Source organism: Isoptericola aurantiacus, assembly GCF_044769875.1.
Classification (GTDB): Bacteria; Actinomycetota; Actinomycetes; order Actinomycetales; family Cellulomonadaceae; genus Isoptericola; species Isoptericola aurantiacus.
In genome coordinates this window covers 167,681-180,424 of the sequence record NZ_JBJBAE010000002.1, presented here as the reverse complement: position 1 = coordinate 180,424, position 12,744 = coordinate 167,681, and the positions used below count along the sequence as shown (strand labels likewise).

Below are 12,744 nucleotides of genomic sequence, written 5' to 3'. Positions count from 1 at the left end.
TGCCATGGCAGCCGAAGCATGGACCGTCGTGGTCCTCACCGAGGACGTGCTGACGTCCGCCGACGTCGACCACATCACCTCGCTGCACCCGGGCGAGGACATCCACTACCGCGTCCTCGTGCCCGCGGACACCGAGCACAACGTCGTCGCCTCCGTGCTGGACCACCTGGGCATGCTGGAGCTGCGCGAGGCCTGGGACGACGTGCTCGGCAAGGAGCCGACCCCGGAACAGGCGACGGCGACCGCCTCGGAGCAGGTCATCGACTCGGTCGAGCGGCTGCGCGCCTCGGGCGCGACCGCGAGCGGCGAGGTGACCCAGGACGACCCGCTGCCCGCCCTGCAGGCCGCGGTGTACGCCGGCGGCGACGAGGTCGTCGTGGTGACCTACCCGCACGCCGTCGAGGACACCTTCCACACCGACTGGGCGTCCCAGGCGCGGGACGTGCTGCAGGTCCCGGTGCTGCACCTGTACGCCGGCACCAGCGAGCTCGGCTGACCGGCGGGCCGGCTCGGCCGGCCGATCAGCCGCAGGGTCACGGCACGCGGTCTACGGTCGGCGCACGCGGTGCCCGGCGCGCACGATCGTGGCCCGCACCAGCTCGTCCATGGAGTCGCAGAACGGCGGCTCGTCGAGCAGACCGTGGTCCACGGCGGCCACGGAGAGCTCGGTGCAGCCCAGCACCACCACCCCCGCGCCCCGCTCGACCAGTCCCGCCGCCACCGCGCGCAGGGCGTCCGGGTCGGCGGGCCGACCGGCCTTGACCTGGTCGTATATCACGGTGTTGACGCGGGCCTGGTCGGCGTCGTCGGGCGTGAGCACCTCGATGCCGTGGGCGGCGAACGCGTCCCGGTAGACGCCGGAGGCGACCGTCCCCGCCGTGGCCAGCAGACCGACGCTCGTCAGACCGGGGGCGCGCCGGCGGGCCGCCTCGACCGTGACGTCGACGATCGACAGGAACGGCACGGTGACGGCGTCCAGCACCTGCTGGGTGAAGTAGTGGGCGGTGTTGCAGGGCATCACGAGGAACCGCACCCCGAACTGCTCGAGCCGCCGGGCGTCACGCGCCAGGACCGGCCCGGGGTCCTCCGACGAACGGCCGAGCACGAACTCCGTGCGGTCGGGGATCGTGGCGTGGTTGAGGACCAGCAGGTCGACGTGCTCCTGGTCGCGGCTCGCCTCGGTGAGCTGGACGACCCGCTGCAGGAAGTACGCGGTGGCCAACGGGCCGACGCCACCGATCACCCCGACCGGCGGCGTCGGCTCCGGCGTCCCGACGCGCTCGCTCACACCTGGCCCGTCGACGCCGGCCCGCGCCAGGCGAGCCGACGTGCCTCGGCCAGCGGATAGTGGCGCGCGTACTTGCGCCACTGGTTGAGCTGGGCGAGGCACAGATAGGCGATCCTGCGCGGGTCGGTCTCGGCGCGGTACCACAGCGGGTTCGTCGAGCGACGTCGGCGCGCGAGACGCCGGGCGTCGGCACGGACGGACGGGTCGAGGACGTAGCGGCGCAGCAGCGGACCGGGCAGCACGGTGTACAGGTGGCGGCCCTCGAGCTCCCCGGCGGCGCTCAGGGCGACGTCGGGGCCGAGCACGGCGCGCGGATCGGGGTCGAGTCCGCGCAGGTGCTCGTGCACGTAGAACCGCACGGCGTTGGCCCCGGCGGCGGTGATGTAGAAGTTCGACCGGCCCAGCCGCGGGTTGAGCTCGAAGAACACGTACCGGCCGTCGCGCGGGTCGTACTTGAGGTCGAAGTTCGCGAAGCCGGTCCAGCCCACGTGCTCCAGGAGCCGGGTGGCCTGCGCGACCACCTCGCGCTCGGTCTGGGTGATGATGCCCGCAGGGTTGCCGAGCGCACCCGGGGTGTGCTCCTCGAGGAGCACGTGCCCGAACGCCGAGAACCTGACCTTGCCCTCGGCGTCCGAGTAGCAGGTCAGGATCCGCATGCCGGAGTCGTCGCCCGGGATGTAGTCCTGGATGACGAACGTGCCGGTGTAGCCCGCTGCGCGTACCCGTTCCAGCAGGTCCGTCAGCTCGTCGCGGCTCTCGACGAGGAAGACCTTCTTCTTCCCGGCGAACTCCACCTCGTGGTAGGCCGCGGTGCTGGCCGCCTTGGCGATGACGGGGAAGGTCAGCCCGCTCGTGTCGGGCTCTCCCCCGGCGTCCTGCCCGGCGAACTGGTGGACCACCGTGGTCGGGTGGGCGACGCCGAGCTCGGCGCACAGGTCGCCGAACCCCTCCTTGTCCGTGAGCCGGTGGAGCAGCTTCTCCTCGACGTACGGGACGGTGTAGAGGTCCTCGAGGCGGTCGCGGTTCTCCACCAGCAGGCGCACGAGCCAGTCGGCCGAGCCGACCACGAGGAGGTCGGCGTCGGCGTGCTCGGCCGCGATCTCCCGCAGGCGGGCCACGATCGCCTCCGGGTCGTCGATCCGCGGCTCGGCGACGTGACGCAGGATCCGCGAGTGCCGCACCAGGCCCGTGGACATCCCGGAGACGACGACGGGCGTGACGCCGTAGGCCTCGTGGAAGCTGCGGGCGAGCGAGTACGCCCCGATGTCGCCGCCCAGGACGACGGGCTGCAGCCGCTTCATCGGTCCCTCCGTCCCGCCGCGGGTCGCGCGGCCGCGGCCTGCTGCGCCGCCGCGTAGTTGGCCTTCAGCGCGCTGGTCGGGTAGTACCGGCGGTACTTGCGCACGTGGTTGACCAGTGCGGTCAGCACGTACAGGCGCCGGCGCGGTGCGCCGTCGGCCGCGTAGCGCAGCGGGTGGACGGTCCGTCCGGTGCGCATCAGGCCCACCACCCGGGCGCGCAGACCGTCGTCGAGCACGTAACGGCGCAGCAGCCGGTGGGGCACGACGGCGTAGAGCACCTCGCGCGTCGCGGTCACCAGGGTGCGGCGCTGCCCGCGGATGACGTCGTCGACCAGGACCTCGGTCGGGTTCTGGCCACCCGCCGTGAGGTAGTAGTTGTTCCGGCCGATGCGGGGGTTCTGCTCGAAGAACTTGTAGACGCCGTCCCGCGGGTCGAGCTTGACGTCGAAGTTCGCGAACCCGCGCCACCCGGTGTGCTCGCAGAGGCGCTGCGCGGCGTCGAGGATCTCGTCGATCGGCTCGACGATCATCGCCGACGGGTTGCCGCGGGCCGCGGGGGTGCGCTCCTCGAGCAGCACGCGTGCCGAGCAGCGCAGCGTGACGCGGCCGGAGGTGTCCGAGTACGTGGTGACCGAGCGCATCTGCGTGTCGTCGCCCGGGATCATCTCCTGGACCAGGAACCGTCCGCGGAAGCCGGCGCCACGCAGTGCGGCGTAGAGCCGGTCGAGCTCACCGGGCGAGGTGATCTCGTAGATCTTCTTCTTCCCCGCGAACCGGGCCTCGTGGTAGTCGGCGCTGGAGGCCGGCTTGGCGATGACCGGGTAGTCGAAGCCGACGGGCTCGGGCTGCCAGTCGTCCGCGGCGGCGTCGGCGAAGTCCTGGATCACGGTCGCCGGGGTGGGGATCCCCAGGTCGGCGCACACGGCGGAGAACTCCGCCTTGTCGCAGATCCGGTCGATGAGGTCGACGTCCGCATAGGGCAGCACGTAGCCCGCGGACTCCAGCGCCGTGCGGTGGTGCGCGAGGATCCGCACGACCCAGTCCATGTTCGACTGCAGCAGCAGCGGATCGCGGTGGCCCGCGGCCCGTCGATCGGTGGCCACCCGTTCGAGGGTGGCCACGATCTCGGTGGCCGCCGTCCCGGACAGGACCGGGTCGATGAGCCGCGAGTGGGCGATCGGGCCGGGCTCGGCGAAGGCGACCACGGTGGTGCGCAGGCCGTACTGCTCGTGGAACGAGCGGGCCAGGCCGTACACGCCGATGTCCGAACCGACGATCACGGGGTGGAACCCGGGGCCGCCGTCGGCGGCCCCGGGTCCGGGTCGAGTGCTGGTCACGGGGGGTTCAGGCCTCCTGCTCGGTGCGGTCGGCGGACCACTCGGTGTGGAACGTACCCTCGCGATCGGTCCGGCGGTAGGTGTGAGCACCGAAGAAGTCGCGCTGGGCCTGGATCAGCGCGGCCGGCAGGCGCTCGGCCCGCACGCCGTCGTAGTAGGCCAGCGAAGAGCTGAACGCCGGCGTCGGGACACCGTTCTGGGCCGCGCCGGCGACGACGCGCCGCCAGGCCGCGAGACCGCTGCCGACGGCGTCGGTGAAGTACTCGTCGGCCAGCAGGAGCGGCAGGTCGGCGTCGCGCTCGTACGCCTCGGTGATCCGGTTGAGGAACCGCGCGCGGATGATGCAGCCCCCGCGCCAGATGCGGGCCATCGCCCCGCGGTCGATGTCCCAGCCGTTCTCGGCCGAGGCCGCGGCGATCTGGTCGAAGCCCTGGGAGTAGGCCACGACCTTGGAGGCGTACAGGGCCTGGCGCACGTCCTCCACGAACCGGGCGCGGGAGGCGTCGTCCTCGCCGACCTTCCAGTCCTGGGTGTGGGCCGGCAGGCTGGCGCGGCCGGCCTCGCGCTGCGGGACCGAGCCGGACAGGGCGCGGGCGAACGTCGCCTCGGCGATCCCGGTGATCGGCACGCCCAGGTCGAGGCCGTTCTGCACCGTCCAGCGACCGGTGCCCTTCTGCTCGGCCTGGTCCAGCACGATGTCCACGAACGCCGACCCCGTCTCGGCGTCGACGTGCTGCAGCACGTCGGCGGTGATCTCGATGAGGAACGACTCCAGGTCGCCCGCGTTCCACTCGGCGAAGATCTGGCCGATCTCCGCCGCGGAGGCACCCAGGCCCTGCTTGAGCAGGTCGTAGGCCTCGGCGATGAGCTGCATGTCGGCGTACTCGATGCCGTTGTGCACCATCTTGACGAAGTGGCCGGCGCCGCCCGGGCCGACGTAGGTGCAGCACGGCGTGCCGTCGACCTTGGCCGAGATGGCCTCGAGGATGGGACCGAGCGACTCGTAGGACTTGCGCGTGCCGCCGGGCATGATCGACGGACCGAGCAGCGCACCCTCCTCACCGCCGGAGACGCCGGTGCCGACGAAGTGCAGGCCGCGCTCGCGCAGCGCCTCCTCGCGGCGGATCGTGTCCGGGAAGTGGGCGTTGCCGGCGTCGACGACGATGTCGTCCTCCTCCAGCAGCGGGAGCAGCTCGTCGATGACGGCGTCGGTGGCAGCGCCCGCCTTGACCATGATGACGACCTTGCGCGGCCGCTCGAGCGAGGCGACGAAGTCGGCCATCGACTCCGAGGGCACGAAGTCGCCCTCGTCGCCCGCCTCCTCGATCAGGGACTGCGTCTTGCCGTAGCTCCGGTTGTGCACGGCGACGGTGTAGCCGTGGCGGGCGAAGTTCCGCGCGAGGTTGCGACCCATCACCGCGAGTCCGGTGACGCCGATCTGGGCACGTGCTGTCATCGCTTCTGCTTCCTTCGTGGAGATCATGTCCGGCAGCTCGGGGGCGAGCGTCCGGCAGGCCGCGACCAGCCTAGTCGCCCCCGGGCGGGGCACGGGGCAGCCGCCGGGATCCGGACAGCGGTTGCTCCGCCGGACCCGGACCGTACCGGCACGTCGGCGCCGGTACCGACCCGCGCTCGGCGTACCGTGAACGCGTGACGGGAGACCAGCGCGAGGTTCCGGCGCGGTTCGCGGCCGCGCTCGACTCGCTGCGCGGGCACCGGACCCGCGACGAGGTACGGCTGGTCGAGATCCCGGGCCCCCGCCGCGTCGCGCCGTTCAGCCTGGCGCTGGAGGGGGAGGTCGTCTCCGAGGCCACCGAGGTCGCCACGGGACGGTTCGTCGTCCTGCACGACCCGGACGGGCAGGACGCCTGGCACGGGGACTTCCGGGTGGTCACGCTCGTGCGCACGCAGCTCGAGGCGGAGCTCGCCACGGACGAGCTGCTCGGTGACGTCGCCTGGACCTGGGTGACGGAGAACCTGGAGGCCGCCGGCGTCGGCGCGGTCGCCGCCGGGGGGACCGTCACGCGGGTCCTCTCGCGCAGCTACGGCGCGCTGGCGTCCACCCCGGACGCCGTGGACCTGGAGATCCGGGCGTCCTGGACGCCGACGGACACCGACCTGGGCACCCACCTGGAGGTCTGGGCGGACCTGATGTCCACCGCCGGCGGGCTGCCCCCGCTGCCCGACGGCGTGACGGCGCTCGACGTGCGGCGCCGTACGGTGGAGCCATGAGCTCAGGCGTTCCCTCCGACACCGTCGACGTCGCACCGCTGACCGAGCCGTCCGACGGCGTCGGCGCCGTGGTGGACACGCCCGCGGCGCTGGCGCGGGTCGTGTCGGCGTTCGCCGCCGGCACGGGGCCCGTGGCCGCCGACGCCGAGCGCGCGTCCGGCTACCGCTACGGGCAGGCGACCTACCTGGTGCAGGTGCGGCGCGAGGGTGCGGGGACCGCGCTCATCGACCCGGTCCCGCTGCCCGACCTCTCCGCGCTCGGCGCGGCGGTCGGCGACGCCGAGTGGGTGCTGCACGCCGCGTCCCAGGACCTGCCCGGGCTCGCGGAGCACGGTCTGCACCCGGCCCGGATCTTCGACACCGAGCTCGCCGCACGCCTGCTGGGCATGCCGCGGGTGGGGCTGGCGGCCGTGGTGGCCGACACCCTCGGCCTCGGCCTGGCCAAGGAGCACTCCGCCGTCGACTGGTCGACGCGTCCGTTGCCCGAGGACTGGCTGCGCTACGCCGCCCTGGACGTCGAGGTGCTCGTCGAGGTCCGCGACGTGCTCGCCGCCCGGCTCGCCGAGGCCGGCAAGACGGAGTGGGCGGCGCAGGAGTTCGAGCACGTGCGCACGCTCCCCCCGCCGGCGCCCCGGCAGGAGCCGTGGCGGCGCACCTCGGGCACGCACACCGTCAAGGGGCGCCACCGCCTCGCCGTGGTGCGCGAGCTGTGGGAGGTCCGCGAGGACAACGCGCGCCGTCGGGACGTCTCTCCCGGCAGGGTCCTGCCGGACCGCGCGATCGTCGCCGCGGCCAAGGCTCTGCCCCGGTCGGTACCCCAGCTCGTCGCCCTGCCGGAGTTCGCCACCAAGGGGGCCCGACGGCGGTCGGCCACCTGGCAGCAGGCGATCGACCGGGCGCTGGCCCTGGACGAGTCGGAGCTGCCCTCCACGAGAGGGCCGCGGACGGACGCCCCGCCGCAGCCGCGGTCCTGGGCCGACCGAGACCCCGTCGCAGCCCGACGCCTCACCGCGGCGCGCGAGATCGTCGCCCGGCTCTCGGAGGAGCTGGGCGTCCCGCCGGAGAACCTGCTGCAGCCGGACGCGCTGCGCCGCGTCTGCTGGACGCCGCCCGAGCCCGCCGGGCCCGACGAGATCGCCGAGTTCCTGCGTGGCCGCCAGGCTCGGGAGTGGCAGATCGGCCTGGTGGCCGGCCCCCTCGCCACGGCCTTCGCGGCGGACTGACGCCACCGTCACCGCCGGTCGACGGCGCAGGACCGGCGGGCTGCAGCGCCGTCGTCGTCGCTGATACCCCGTCTCAGATGGGCTATGCTTTTCCTGAGACGCGCGGTAGCGTGTATTCGTGCCGGGCGGGATCCGCCCGGACACCGAGCGACGCTGCTCCCCGGCACCGTCGACCCGACCATCGCAACGGACGGAGCTGCCATGACCGTGGCCCCCCAGGCCCCCGGCACCACCCGCGAACCGGCACGGCGCGCACTGCGCGACGTCGTGTTCGTCGAGGGCGTGCGCACCCCCTTCGGCAAGGCCAGGCCCGACGGTCTGCTCGCGGAGACGCGGGCGGACGACCTCGTGGTCAAGGCGCTGCGCGAGCTGCTGCGCCGTCACCCCGAGCTCCCCGGTGAGCGGATCGACGAGATCGCCATCGCCGCCACGACGCAGACGGGCGACCAGGGACTCACCCTCGGCCGCACGGTCGGCCTCCTCGCCGGCCTGCCGACCTCGGTGCCCGGCTACGCCATCGACCGCATGTGCGCCGGCGCCATGACCGCGGTGACCACCACCGCCTCCAGCATCGCCGTCGGCGCCGCCGACGTCGTCGTCGCCGGCGGCGTCGAGCACATGGGCCACCACCCGATGGGCCTCGACGCCGACCCGAACCCCCGGTTCGTCGCCGAGAAGCTCGTCGACCCGGAGGCGCTCAACATGGGCGTCACCGCCGAGAACCTGCACGACAAGTTCCCGCACCTGACCAAGGAGCGGGCCGACGCGTACGCGGTCGACACCCAGGCCAAGTACGCCAAGGCGGTGGCGAACGGTGACATCGGCCCGGAGATCGTGCCCGTCGCCGTCCGCTCCGCCGAGCAGGGCTGGGGCCTGGCCACCACCGACGAGCTCCCCCGCCCCGGCACCACCGTCGAGGGCATCGCCGACCTCAAGACGCCGTTCCGCCCCGGCGGCCGCGTCACGGCGGGCAACGCCTCGCCGCTGACGGACGGCGCCACCGTCTCCCTGCTGGCCAGCGGCGAGACCGCCGAGGAGCTCGGGCTGCCCGCCGCGATGCGGATGGTGTCCTACGCGTTCGCCGGCGTCCCGGCCGAGATCATGGGCTACGGGCCCGTCCCCGCGACCGACAAGGCGCTCGCCCAGGCGGGCCTGACGATCGACGACATCGGCCTGTTCGAGATCAACGAGGCCTTCGCCGTCCAGGTCCTGAGCTTCCTCGACCACTACGGCATCGCCGACGACGACCCCCGCGTCAACGCCTACGGCGGCGCGATCGCCGTCGGGCACCCCCTGGCCAGCTCCGGCGTGCGGCTGATGACCCAGCTCGCGCGCCAGTTCGCCCAGCACCCCGAGGTCCGCTACGGCATCACGACCATGTGCGTCGGGCTCGGCCAGGGCGGCACCGTGATCTGGGAGAACCCGCACCACGCCGACTACTCGGGCCACGTCCCGTCGACCACGGAGGGCTGAACGACCATGACGGAGAACACCGCCGCACAGCCGCGCGCCGAGCGCGTCACCCACTCCCTGGTCCGCGACGTCGAGCTGCCGGGCGGCCAGGGCACCATGGCCCTGGTCACCCTCGACAACGGGCTCGACCACACGAAGCCCAGCACGCTCGGGCCCGACGGTCTCGCCGAGCTCACCGCGGCGCTGCAGACCCAGCAGCGGCGCGCCGCCGCCAGCGAGATCGCGGCCGTCGGCATCACCGGCAAGCCGTACTTCCTGGCCGCCGGCGCCGACCTGCTCGGCGTCAGCGCCGTGACCTCCCACGACCAGGCCCTCGAGCTGGGCCGTGCCGGCCACGCCGCCTACGAGCTGCTGCACACCATGGGCGTGCCGACCTTCGCGTTCGTCAACGGCCTCGCCCTGGGCGGGGGCCTCGAGGTCGCCCTGAACTGCGACTACCGCACCGTCGCCTCCGACGCCGCTGCCCTCGGGCTGCCGGAGACCGGCCTCGGCCTCGTGCCCGGCTGGGGCGGCGCCTACCTCGTGCCGCGTCTGGTCGGCATCGAGAAGGCCGTGGACGTCGTCCTGACCCGTCCCGCGGCGAACAAGCCCTTCAAGCCCGCCGAGGCCCTGGAGATCGGCCTCGTCGACGAGCTGTTCGAAGCCGCCGACTTCCTCGAGCGCTCGCTGGACTGGGCCGCTCGCGTCCTCGCGGGCGAGGTGACCCCGGCGCGGCGCGAGCTCGACCCGCCCCAGGTGTGGGACGCCGTCGTGCAGGCGACCCGCGAGCGCCTGGACGCCGTCATCAACGCCTCGCGGCCCGCGCCGTACCGGGCGCTCGACCTGCTGGCCGGCGCGCGCGTCGGCACGCGCGCGGAGGCCTTCGCGGCCGAGGACGAGGCGCTGGCCGACCTCATCATGACCGACGAGATGCGCTCCAGCGTGTACGCGTTCCAGCTCACGTCGTCGGGTAAGAAGCCCAAGGGCGCCCCGGACAAGTCGCTGGCCAAGCCCGTGACCCGGGTCGGCATCGTCGGTGCCGGCCTGATGGCCGCCCAGATCGCCCTGCTCGTCTCCCAGCGGCTGGGGGTGCCCGTCGTCATGCGCGACCTGGACACCGAGCGTGTCGAGAAGGGGCTCGGCTACGTCCGGTCCACGGTCGAGAAGCTCGTCGGCCGCGGCCGGATGAAGCCCGAGGTGGGCGACCGCATCGTCGCGAGCATCACAGGCACCACCGAGATCGGCGAGTTCGCCTCCTGCGACGTCGTCGTCGAGGCCGTCACCGAGGTGATGGGCCTGAAGAAGAAGGTGTTCGCCGAGCTCGAGGACATCGTGAGCTCCGACACCGTCCTGGCGACGAACACCTCGGCGCTGTCGGTCACGGAAATGGCCTCCGACCTGCGCCACCCCGAGCGCGTGGTCGGCATCCACTTCTTCAACCCGGTGGCCCAGATGCCGCTGGTCGAGGTCGTCAACGCCGAGCACACCTCCGACGAGGCGCTGGCCACGGCGTTCGCCATCACCAAGAAGCTGCGCAAGACGGCGGTGCTCGTCGCGGACCGTCCGGGCTTCGTGGTGAACCGGCTGCTCGTGCTCGTCATGGGCAAGGTCGTCGAGGCCGTGGAGAACGGCACCTCGGTCGAGGTCGCCGACACCGCGCTGTCCCCGCTCGGGTTCCCGATGCCCACCTTCGAGCTGTTCGACCTGGTCGGTCCCGCGGTCGGGCTGCACGTGCTGACCTCGCTGCGCGAGGACCTGGGCGAGCGGTTCCCCCGCTCCCCCGGCCTGGAGAAGCTCGTCGCCGACGGCACCCGCGTGGTGGCCGACGCCCCGGGCCGCGGGCTGCCGAAGCCCGTCGACCCGGCGATCCAGACGGTGTTCGGCGAGGCGCTGCCCGCCGGGTCTGCCGGCCGAAACGGCACGCCGGTGCTCGACGCCGACGGCGTGCTCGACTCGGTGCTCACCGCCCTGACGGTGGAGATCGGCCACATGCTCGTCGAGGGCGTCGTGGCCGACCCGAGCCAGATCGACCTGTGCATGATCCTCGGCGCCGGGTGGGGCTTCCACACCGGCGGGATCACGCCGTACCTGGACCGCACCGGGTACAGCGAGCGCGCCCTCGGCCGTCGGCTGCTGCCCGATGGCATCGCGAACGTCCCCGGGGGCTCCGCCTGAGCCCGGTCGCCTGACAACGCCCTCCCCGGGGGACGCACCACCCGTGGCCCGGTCCGACGTCGGACCGGGCCACGGGTGCGTCCAGGTCCGTCAGCGCAGGACGAGCACGACGGCCCGGGCTACGCCGAGCGGCTGTACGGCTGACCCGCCGCGGGCACGGCGGCCAGCACCGCGCGGGTCGTGGCCCCCACGACATCGGGGACCGCGCCGTCGGCGGCGTCCCACGGGCGACCGTGCGACACCCACCCGGTGCGCACCCCGGCGGCCCGCCCGGCGGCGACGTCGGCGTGCCCGGCGTCGCCGATCATCCAGACCTGGTCCCGGTCGGCGTCGGTGGCGTCGAGCCGGTCCAGCGCGACCTCGAGCAGCCGGGGGTCGGGCTTCTCCACGCCTTCCTCGCCGGAGACCACGATCGCGTCGACGTGCTGGGCGATCCCGCAGCGCGCGATCTTGCCCCGCTGCTGGTGCGAGACCCCGTTGGTCACCACGGCCACCCGGTCCCCGGCGACCCGCAGCGCGTCCAGGTCGTCGAGCACGCCGTCGTAGGCCCGGACATGGTCCCGGATGCCTGCGCGGAACCGGTCGATCGCGGCCTCGACGTCGTCGGGCCAGCCGAGCCGGTCGACGAGCTCGCGGGCGACGTCGGCCTTGGGCGAGAACCCGCCGCGGTCCGCCGCCACGATCGCGGCCAGGTCCGCGTCCGTGCCGCCGTCGTCCGCCACGGCGGCCGCCGCCCAGGCGGCGAAGGCGTCGTCGCGGCCCACGAGGGTGTTGTCGAGGTCGAGGAGCCAGATCATGGCGGCAGGCTACGCGGAGCGGCGCCACCGGCGTCGCGGGCGCCCGGCCAGCGGATCGGGCGGCCGGTGGCCGGGCGGCAGCTCGGCACGCTCGCCCAGCGCCACGAGCACCGACGGCACCAGCTCCTTGGCCGTGCGCCGGTAGCCGGCGGCGCTGGGGTGGAACCGGTCGAGGCTGAACGCCTCGTCCGGGTAGGAGATGAAGAACGGTCCGACGACCTCGGCCAGCGAGACGGCGTGCGCCCCGGCCCGCCGGGCCGCCACCGACTGGGCGGCGGCGAGCTGGCGCGACGCCCGCGCGCCGAGGACCCGCAGCGGCTGCGGCACGGGCCGCAGGGCGCCCAGGTCCGGGCACGTACCCACGACGACGGCGCTGCCCCGGGCGTGCAGGCGGTCGACAGCCTCGACCAGGTGACGCACGGAGACGGCGGTGGGGACCCGGTGGGTGACGTCGTTGCCGCCGACCACGACGACGGCGACGTCGGGCCGGTAGCCGGCCGGCAGGTCGTCGAGCTGGGCGGCCAGCGCCGACGACTCCGAGCCGACGACGGCCGCCACCCGCAGCCGGACCGGGCGCTGCAGCTTCTTGGCGACGCCGCGGGCGATGCGCGCCCCGAGCGTGTCCTTGCGGCGCTCGGCGCCGAGGCCGGCCGCGATCGAGTCACCGAGGACGAGCAGCTCGAGCGCGTCGCCGCCGTACTTCTTGCGCCAGACCCGGTCGGCGTCGGGGGCGACCTCGCCGAGCGCCTTGCCGATCCGGCGGCGCGCGACGGCGGCCTGCCGCCGCAGCAGCTCGACGGTCGCCGCCGCGGTGACCGACGCGACGAGGGACACGGCGAGGGCGGTCAGCATGGTGCGGGTACGGCCCATGCCTGCTTTCAACCAGACGCGCCTGAACTCCAGGTGACGTCCGGCTGACGTGTCGGCGGCAGCGTGTCG

Annotated in this window: 11 protein-coding genes; 5 read left to right on the top strand and 6 right to left on the bottom strand. The window is 73.7% G+C overall.

Annotation, left to right across the window (positions count from 1 at the left end; all coding sequences use genetic code 11):
* The first annotated feature begins 4 nt into the window (after nucleotides 1-4).
* Nucleotides 5-496 carry a hypothetical protein gene (locus ACIQLL_RS07550; protein WP_402465025.1) on the top strand — a complete coding sequence of 164 codons (492 nt, stop codon included), beginning with the start codon at nucleotides 5-7 and terminating at the stop codon, nucleotides 494-496.
* Nucleotides 497-547: 51 nt separating this feature from the next.
* On the opposite strand, the gene ACIQLL_RS07545 is transcribed toward ACIQLL_RS07550, so the two are convergent.
* From ACIQLL_RS07545 to gndA, 4 genes are read right to left on the bottom strand one after another with little or no spacing between them, the layout of a single operon-like run.
* Entirely contained in the window at nucleotides 548-1,288 is a 741-nt protein-coding gene (locus ACIQLL_RS07545; protein WP_402465023.1) for a cysteate racemase, read from the bottom strand.
* Nucleotides 1,285-2,589 carry a carboxylate--amine ligase gene (locus ACIQLL_RS07540; protein ID WP_402465020.1) on the bottom strand — a complete coding sequence of 435 codons (1,305 nt, stop codon included), beginning with the start codon at nucleotides 2,587-2,589 and terminating at the stop codon, nucleotides 1,285-1,287. Before ACIQLL_RS07540 ends, ACIQLL_RS07545 begins: the two co-directional genes overlap by 4 nt.
* Nucleotides 2,586-3,926: a carboxylate--amine ligase gene (locus ACIQLL_RS07535; protein ID WP_402465018.1), complete on the bottom strand. Its 1,341-nt coding sequence runs from the start codon at nucleotides 3,924-3,926 to the stop codon at nucleotides 2,586-2,588. Before ACIQLL_RS07535 ends, ACIQLL_RS07540 begins: the two co-directional genes overlap by 4 nt.
* Before the next feature lie 7 nt (nucleotides 3,927-3,933).
* Nucleotides 3,934-5,382, bottom strand: coding sequence for an NADP-dependent phosphogluconate dehydrogenase (gene gndA, locus ACIQLL_RS07530; RefSeq protein ID WP_402465015.1), 1,449 nt, complete (start codon nucleotides 5,380-5,382; stop codon nucleotides 3,934-3,936).
* Nucleotides 5,383-5,576: 194 nt separating this feature from the next.
* Between gndA and ACIQLL_RS07525 the strand changes: the two genes are divergently transcribed.
* The 4 genes from ACIQLL_RS07525 to ACIQLL_RS07510 all read left to right on the top strand — a co-directional run bounded on the left by ACIQLL_RS07525 (nucleotide 5,577) and on the right by ACIQLL_RS07510 (nucleotide 11,008).
* Nucleotides 5,577-6,158 (top strand): DUF3000 domain-containing protein, encoded by a 582-nt coding sequence (locus ACIQLL_RS07525; RefSeq protein ID WP_402465012.1) that lies wholly within the window; start codon nucleotides 5,577-5,579, stop codon nucleotides 6,156-6,158.
* Nucleotides 6,155-7,381, top strand: coding sequence for a ribonuclease D (locus ACIQLL_RS07520; protein WP_402465010.1), 1,227 nt, complete (start codon nucleotides 6,155-6,157; stop codon nucleotides 7,379-7,381). The genes ACIQLL_RS07525 and ACIQLL_RS07520 overlap by 4 nt, the downstream gene beginning before the upstream one ends.
* A gap of 201 nt (nucleotides 7,382-7,582) precedes the next feature.
* Nucleotides 7,583-8,854 carry a thiolase family protein gene (locus tag ACIQLL_RS07515; protein WP_402465007.1) on the top strand — a complete coding sequence of 424 codons (1,272 nt, stop codon included), beginning with the start codon at nucleotides 7,583-7,585 and terminating at the stop codon, nucleotides 8,852-8,854.
* 6 nt (nucleotides 8,855-8,860) lie between these two features.
* Nucleotides 8,861-11,008: a 3-hydroxyacyl-CoA dehydrogenase NAD-binding domain-containing protein gene (locus tag ACIQLL_RS07510; protein ID WP_402465004.1), complete on the top strand. Its 2,148-nt coding sequence runs from the start codon at nucleotides 8,861-8,863 to the stop codon at nucleotides 11,006-11,008.
* Between the two features lie 119 nt (nucleotides 11,009-11,127).
* Here ACIQLL_RS07510 and ACIQLL_RS07505 read toward each other — a convergent pair whose 3' ends face one another.
* Entirely contained in the window at nucleotides 11,128-11,805 is a 678-nt protein-coding gene (locus tag ACIQLL_RS07505) for an HAD family hydrolase (protein WP_402465001.1), read from the bottom strand.
* Between the two features lie 9 nt (nucleotides 11,806-11,814).
* Entirely contained in the window at nucleotides 11,815-12,675 is an 861-nt protein-coding gene (locus ACIQLL_RS07500; protein WP_402464998.1) for an SGNH/GDSL hydrolase family protein, read from the bottom strand.
* Between the last annotated feature and the right edge of the window lie 69 nt (nucleotides 12,676-12,744).

What these genes read in the sequence shown, in the direction of transcription:
- ACIQLL_RS07550 (WP_402465025.1), top strand. Translation starts at nt 5, where the DNA reads ATGGCAGCCGAAGCATGGACCGTCGTGGTCCTCACCGAGGACGTGCTG.
- ACIQLL_RS07540 (WP_402465020.1), bottom strand. Translation starts at nt 2,589, where the DNA reads ATGAAGCGGCTGCAGCCCGTCGTCCTGGGCGGCGACATCGGGGCGTAC.
- gndA (WP_402465015.1), bottom strand. Translation starts at nt 5,382, where the DNA reads ATGACAGCACGTGCCCAGATCGGCGTCACCGGACTCGCGGTGATGGGT.
- ACIQLL_RS07520 (WP_402465010.1), top strand. Translation starts at nt 6,155, where the DNA reads ATGAGCTCAGGCGTTCCCTCCGACACCGTCGACGTCGCACCGCTGACC.
- ACIQLL_RS07515 (WP_402465007.1), top strand. Translation starts at nt 7,583, where the DNA reads ATGACCGTGGCCCCCCAGGCCCCCGGCACCACCCGCGAACCGGCACGG.
- ACIQLL_RS07510 (WP_402465004.1), top strand. Translation starts at nt 8,861, where the DNA reads ATGACGGAGAACACCGCCGCACAGCCGCGCGCCGAGCGCGTCACCCAC.
- ACIQLL_RS07505 (WP_402465001.1), bottom strand. Translation starts at nt 11,805, where the DNA reads ATGATCTGGCTCCTCGACCTCGACAACACCCTCGTGGGCCGCGACGAC.
- ACIQLL_RS07500 (WP_402464998.1), bottom strand. Translation starts at nt 12,675, where the DNA reads ATGGGCCGTACCCGCACCATGCTGACCGCCCTCGCCGTGTCCCTCGTC.